At 70.1% G+C, this 6,243-nt stretch carries 5 protein-coding genes; 1 reads left to right on the forward strand and 4 read right to left on the reverse strand.

Translation table 11 applies throughout. The features are described from left to right. Positions 1 to 1,949 (forward strand): cellulase family glycosylhydrolase (locus tag AC2VNT_RS13495; RefSeq protein ID WP_486947346.1); only part of this gene is annotated, 1,949 nt, incomplete at its 5' end. Here the strand turns inward: AC2VNT_RS13495 and AC2VNT_RS13500 are convergent. From AC2VNT_RS13500 to AC2VNT_RS13515, 4 genes are all read right to left on the reverse strand, one after another. Next, positions 1,933 to 2,934 carry a tellurite resistance/C4-dicarboxylate transporter family protein gene (locus AC2VNT_RS13500; protein WP_486947347.1) on the reverse strand — a complete coding sequence of 334 codons (1,002 nt, stop codon included), beginning with the start codon at positions 2,932 to 2,934 and terminating at the stop codon, positions 1,933 to 1,935. The genes AC2VNT_RS13495 and AC2VNT_RS13500 overlap by 17 nt on opposite strands. Next, positions 2,931 to 4,169 carry a cytochrome P450 gene (locus AC2VNT_RS13505; RefSeq protein WP_486947348.1) on the reverse strand — a complete coding sequence of 413 codons (1,239 nt, stop codon included), beginning with the start codon at positions 4,167 to 4,169 and terminating at the stop codon, positions 2,931 to 2,933. Before AC2VNT_RS13505 ends, AC2VNT_RS13500 begins: the two co-directional genes overlap by 4 nt. 4 nt (positions 4,170 to 4,173) lie before the next feature. Further along, on the reverse strand, positions 4,174 to 5,592 hold the full coding sequence (gene purB, locus AC2VNT_RS13510; RefSeq protein ID WP_486947349.1) for an adenylosuccinate lyase: 1,419 nt from the start codon (positions 5,590 to 5,592) through the stop codon (positions 4,174 to 4,176). A gap of 92 nt (positions 5,593 to 5,684) precedes the next feature. Continuing rightward, the coding region (locus tag AC2VNT_RS13515; protein WP_486947350.1) for a TetR/AcrR family transcriptional regulator at positions 5,685 to 6,243 on the reverse strand (559 nt) is incomplete at its 5' end.

Here is a 6,243-nt window from a genome sequence, read left to right on the forward strand (position 1 = left end):
AACTCCCCTCGCCGGACTACGCGGCATTGGTGGACCACTACGTCTACGCCCCGATCCACGCCGACATCGAGAACTGGATCGGCAGCGACCTCGGCCGGCAGGTGGACGGCTTCATCAACCAGCTGGCCGGCTCCGACGTGATCGGCAACGGCGCGCCCGGCACCGCGGCCCATCCCGACGGCGGTGACGGCGGCTGGCTCTTCGGCGACGGCGGGGCCGGCTGGAACAGCACCGCTGCCGACGAGGCCGGCGGCACCGGCGGCGCGGCCGGAATGTTCGGCACCGGCGGCGCCGGCGGCGCCGGGTTCGACGGCGGCACCGGCGGCAACGGCGGTACCGGCGGCGACGGCGGCTGGCTGATGGGTGTGGGCGGGGCCGGCGGGGACGGCGGCAACGGCCTCGATGGCGGCTTCGGCGGCGACGGCGGCAACGGCGTCGGGTTGTTCGGGATCGGCGGCGACGGCGGGGCCGCCGGCGACGGCACCGACTCCACCAGTGCGAATGCGCTGCCCGCCCTCGGTGGGGCTGGCGGCAACGCCGGACTGCTCGGCGACCACGGCGCGGTCGGCCACTACGGCACGCTGCCCGGCGCTCAGTCCGGTGCCGACTCGGACTTCACCGCCGACGGCGGCTGGATCACCAATAGCGACGGGCAGGTGGTCATCCTGCACGGCGTCAACGAGGTGTACAAGGTGCCGCCGTACACTCCGGCCGGCAGCGGGTTCGACGCCGCCGACGCGCTGTTCCTGGAAGACCACGGCGTCACCGCGGTGCGGGTCGGGGTGCTCTGGGAGGGCATCGAACCCACACCCGGTCACATCGATTACACCTACCTGGATTCGGTGCAGCAGACCGTGCAGATGCTGGCCCAGCACCACATCGCCGCGCTGATCGACATGCATCAGGACCTCTACAGCGATCACATCTCCGGCGACGGCGACGGCGCGCCGGCGTGGGCGGTCGACACCGGCGGCCTGCCCAACATCAACGCCGGCTTCCCGTTGACCTATCCGCTCAGCCCGGCGGAGAACCACGCCTGGGATTCGTTCTGGTCGAACGACACGGTGAGCGGAGTGAGGCTGGAGGACAGCTACGCCCAGATGTGGGAGGCGGTCGCCAACACGTTCAAGGACGACCCGAACGTGCTCGGCTACGAGATCATGAACGAACCGTGGCCGGGCTCCCAGTGGCTGCAGACGATCTTCGGCTCGTCGTCCTTCGACACCACCGAGTTGACCCCGTTCTACAACCAGGTGGACGAGGCGATCCGGGCCGTCGACCCGGATACACCGGTCTTCTTCGAGCCGAGCACGCTCACCGGCAACCTTCCGGTGGCGACGCATCTGGGCACGGTGGACGACCCGAACAGCGTCTTCGCCTTCCACGACTACTGCATCCCGGCGTCGGTGCTGGGCGCCAGCTCCGGCTGCTGGAATGGGTACGAGGAGTACGTCGAGAACGCCGCCGAAGGGTACGCCCGGGCACACGGCATCCCGGCGATGATCACCGAGTTCGGCAACACCACCGATCCGGGCATCATCAACGACCAGACCAGCGTCGCCGACCAGCACGACTACGGCTGGCTGTTCTGGGATTACAGCCTGGTCACCAGCCACATCGGCGACCCGAGCAGCAGCAACGTCGACGCTGGCGTGCTGGGCGCACTCGACCAGCCCTACCCACAGACCATCGCCGGGACGCCGGGTCCGTGGTCGTTCGAGCACGGCATTTTCCATTTCAGCTACTCCACTGAGATGGCCGACGGCCACGGCAGCTTTCCGACCGGATCGCAGACCGACATCTGGATGCCGACGAGCGATTTCCCGCACGGCTACACCGTCGACGTCACCGGCGGGCACGTCGTCTCGGCGGCCGGCGCCCAGCACCTGGAGATCGCCTCCAACGACGGCGCGAGCACCGTCACCATCACGGTCACGCCGAAGTCCTGACCCACCGACCGCCCCGAAGCAGCCCGGCGATCACCACGATCAGCCAGGCCGCCAACGCATCCCAGAAGAACACCAGCGAAATCGTCTGCAGCGACCGGACTACCAGCTCGGCGGCCGAGGCGTCGGTGGCCACCGAGTACATGCCGAGCGGGAACACCAGCGACCACCACACCCCGGCGAAGCGCAGCACACCGGGCCGCTCGTTGACCCGGTGCAGCATGAAGTAGACCAACACCGGGATCCACCCGCTGGCCACCACCCAGGTCAGCACGGTCACCGCCCGCACCGGACCGGCCAGCCAGCCCGGCGCGACCCCGTAGATGCTGTCACCGGCCAGGGTGGCGATCGCCAACGCGCCCATCAGGATCCAGCTGTCCGGCTGGTAGCCGCCGGCACCCCGACGTTCGGCAACACTGCGCCACAACAACAGCCAGGTCATCAGGCCGTAGACGCCGATCGCGGCCGCCCAGACCGGCACCGCCAGCCAGAGCCATCCCTGCTGTCCGCTGTAGCGGGCCAGCTTCGCGGTCACGATCACCAGCCCGGAGGTGCCGACGCTGCCCAACTCCCAGGCGCCGTGCGCCTGATCGCGCAGTGCCGTCCAGGACCGGGCGGCCATGTTGCGCACCGTCAGCACCGCCAGCAGCAGCCACGCCGCCGCCGCCACCACGCAGAGCAGCGACGCCACGATCGGGTGCGCGCTGAGCCGCGAATCCAGCACCGCACACGCGGCCACGAACGAGAACAGCCGCAGGGTGACGTCCGGGGCGCCCAGGTCCCAGATCGCCCCGCGCCGCCCGGCCACCCCGCAGACCAGCACGATCAGCAGCACCATGGCCGTCGTCGCCAGCACCCCGAGGGTGTCGCTGATCCACCGGTAGCGGTGGTTGTGCGCGGCGATCGACAAGATGCCGGTGGCCATCACCGCGGCGAACACGTCCGGGGTCGGCGCCACCGAGCCCGGTCCGTGCGGCCGGGTGATCATGCCGCACCACCGAACTCCACCACCAGGTGCCGGATGCCGGTGTGCCGGTTGCTGCGGGTCCATTCGACCGGGGCGACCACCTCGATCTCGCCGAACCGGGCCAACACCTCATCCAGGAGCACCCGCAGCTCCAGCCGGGCGAGGTGCGCGCCCAGGCAGAAGTGCGCACCGTGGCCGAACCCGATATGCGGGTTGGGTTTCCGACCGACGTCGAATTCGTCGGCGCGATCGAACACGGTTTCGTCCCGGTTGGCCGATCCTTCCCAGACCAGAACCTTCTGTCCCGCTTCGATCTGTTGGCCGCCCAGCAGGGTGGCCCGGGTGGCGGTGCGCCGCTTCGACGGCGACGGCGACGTCCAGCGGATGATCTCCTCGATCGCCGTCGGCAACAGCGAGAAATCGTCACGCAGCCGCCGCAGCTGGTCGGGGTTCTGGGCCAGCGCCAGCAGCCCGCCGGCGATCGCGTTGCGGGTGGTCTCCGCGCCGGCGCTGAACAGCAACTGGAAGAACAGGTACAGCTCGAGGTCGCTCAGCTGCGGGTCGACCGAGTTGGCGACCACCGACAGCATGTCGTCGCTGGGCTCCGCCTTCTTCCGGGCGATCAGCTCCATGCCGTAGCCGTACACCCTTGACCCGGCGTCCTGCACCGAGAGCCGAGACACCACCGCGGTGCGGGAGCCGCGGAAGTCGAAGCTCGGCTCGATCGCCTCGAACAGCCAGTGCCGGTCGGATTCGGGGACACCGAGCAGGATGCAGATCATCTGCATGGGCAGCTCGACGGCGACGTCGGCCACGAAATCCACCGGGGCCCCGGGTTCGATCCCGTCCAGCAGCCGGCGCGCCCGGCCGCGCAGATCCTGTTCCACCCGGCGGATCATCCGCGGGGTCAGCCCGGAGCTGACCAGCCGGCGGATCTCGGCGTGCCGCGGGTCGTCCATCATGTTCAGGATCTGGCCGGCGATCGGCATGTCCTGCAGCACGGTGCCACCGTGCGGCCGAGCACCACCGGTCACCGACGAGTACGTCTCGGCGTCACGCAGCACCTCGAGGGTCTCAGCGTGGGTGGCCACCGACCAGAACCCGTCCCCGTCGGGGGTGTGTTCGGTCGGTTCGTGCCAGAACACCGGAGCGACCCGGCGGTGCAGGGCGAAGAGCCGGTGCGGGAACCCGTCGGCGAAGTTGTCCAGGTCGGTGAAGTCGATCTGCGCCAGTTGGTCGGCGGGTTCGGCGGCCATCGGACTAGCGGATGGCGCCCGGGGTGTATTTGGCCGCCTCCGGATACCGGGCGACCAAGTCGGCCACCGCGGCCACCACCCGGTCGACCTGATCGGCGGCCGCGCCGGTGAAGACCGCCTTGTCGGCGAGCGCACTGTCCAGCGCGGACCGATCCAGCGGCAGCCGGTCGTCGGCGGCCAGCCGGTCCAGCAGGTCGGGCTCGCTGCCCCGCTCGCGCATCGCCAGCGCCACCGCCACCGCGTGCTCCTTGATCACCCGATGTGCCTCCTCGCGGCCCATCCCGGCCTGTACCGCGGCCATCAACACCCTGGTGGTGGCCAGAAACGGCAGATAGCGGTCGAGTTCGCGGGTGATCACCGCCGGGTAGGCGCCGAACTCGTCGAGCACCGTCAGGAACGTCTCCGTCTGGCCGTCGACGGCCAGGAATGCATCCGGCAGCGCCACCCGGCGCACCACCGAACAGAACACGTCACCCTCGTTCCACTGGGCACCGGCCAGTTCGGCGGTCATCGAGGCGTAGCCGCGCAGCACCACCTGCAGGCCGTTGACCCGTTCGCAGCTGCGGGTGTTCATCTTGTGCGGCATCGCCGACGAACCCACCTGGCCTTCGGCGAACCCCTCGGTCACCAGTTCGTGGCCGGCCATCAGCCGGATGGTGTGCGCGCATGACGACGGCCCGGCGCCGAGCTGCACCAGCGCGGAGACCACGTCGTGGTCCAACGAGCGCGGGTAGACCTGACCGACACTGGTCAGAACCGTTGTGAAGCCCAGAAAGTCGGCGACCCTTCGTTCCAGTTCGGCGAGTTTGTCGGTGTCCCCGCCGAACAGGTCCAGCATGTCCTGCGCCGTTCCCATCGGCCCCTTGATGCCGCGCAGCGGGTAGCGCTCGATCAGCTCCCGCAGCCGGGTCGCCGCGATCAGCAGCTCCTCGGCCGCCGAGGCGAACCGCTTGCCGAGGGTGGTGGCCTGCGCGGCGACGTTGTGGCTGCGTCCGGCCATCACCAACTCGCGGTAGCTCACCGCCCGCTCGGCCAGCCGGGCCAACACCGCCACCGCGCGGCCGTACATCACTTCCAACGAGCGCCGGACCTGCATCTGCTCGACGTTCTCGGTCAGGTCCCGGCTGGTCATCCCCTTGTGGATCTGCTGGTGGCCGGCCAGCGCGTTGAACTCCTCGATGCGGGCCTTGACGTCGTGGCGCAGCGTTCGCTCCCGGGCGTCGATCGACGCCAGGTCGACGTCGTCGAGCACCCGCTGGTAATCGGCGAGCGCGGGCTCGGGAACCGGGATGCCCAACTCGGCCTGCGCCCGCAGCACCGCCAGCCACAGCTGGCGCTCGGCGACGACCTTGGCCTGCGGCGACCAGATCGCGGTCATCTCGGCACTGGCGTAGCGGGCGGCCAGCACGTTGGGGATGCTCACGAACAGTCAGCTTACGGTCCACGGACCCGGGACGGCGGCCGGCTGAGAAACCACGGCGAACCCGACACTGTCTTATGCTGAGACCGCCGCCGTCACGCCGACACCGCACGATGGTCGAACGGGGCGAGCAGCTCGATGACGTCGATCAGCGTGGCTCGCGCCGCCGTCGGGGCGTCGCGCCCGTCATCGACCAGCGCGGCCACCACCGCGCCGTCGACCACGCAGACCAGCGCGGCCAGCAGGTCGTAGCGCACGATCCGGCCGGACCGCTCGATGGCTTCGACGACGGCGTCGGAGCGCTGCTGCAGGATTCGCCGCTGGACGTTGCGCAGGGCGGGCTGCCGGGCACAGGCGATGTAGCGCTCGTAGCGGGAGATGAGCTCCTCGGTGAGCTGCGGTCCGGCGCCCTCGCCGACCAGCAGGTCGACCAGGATGCCGGCGGTGCGCTGGGTGCTGCGCCGGCGGCGAGGCAGCTCGGCGACGCGGGCCCGCAGCTCGGCGACCTCCTGCATCCCGATGTGCTCGACCGCGCTGGCGATCAGGTCGTCCAGCGACGAGAAGTAGTAGGTGGTGGACGCCAACGGCAGGCCAGCCCGGTGCGCCACCGCCCGGTGTCGCACCGCGTCGAATCCGCCCTCGCGCAACAGCGCG

It is taken from the genome of Mycobacterium sp. TH-M15 (assembly GCF_057473705.1).

Bases quoted from the DNA above. Each gene is read 5' to 3' on its own strand.
- AC2VNT_RS13500 (WP_486947347.1), bottom strand. From the start codon at position 2,934: ATGATCACCCGGCCGCACGGACCGGGCTCGGTGGCGCCGACCCCGGAC.
- AC2VNT_RS13505 (WP_486947348.1), bottom strand. From the start codon at position 4,169: ATGGCCGCCGAACCCGCCGACCAACTGGCGCAGATCGACTTCACCGAC.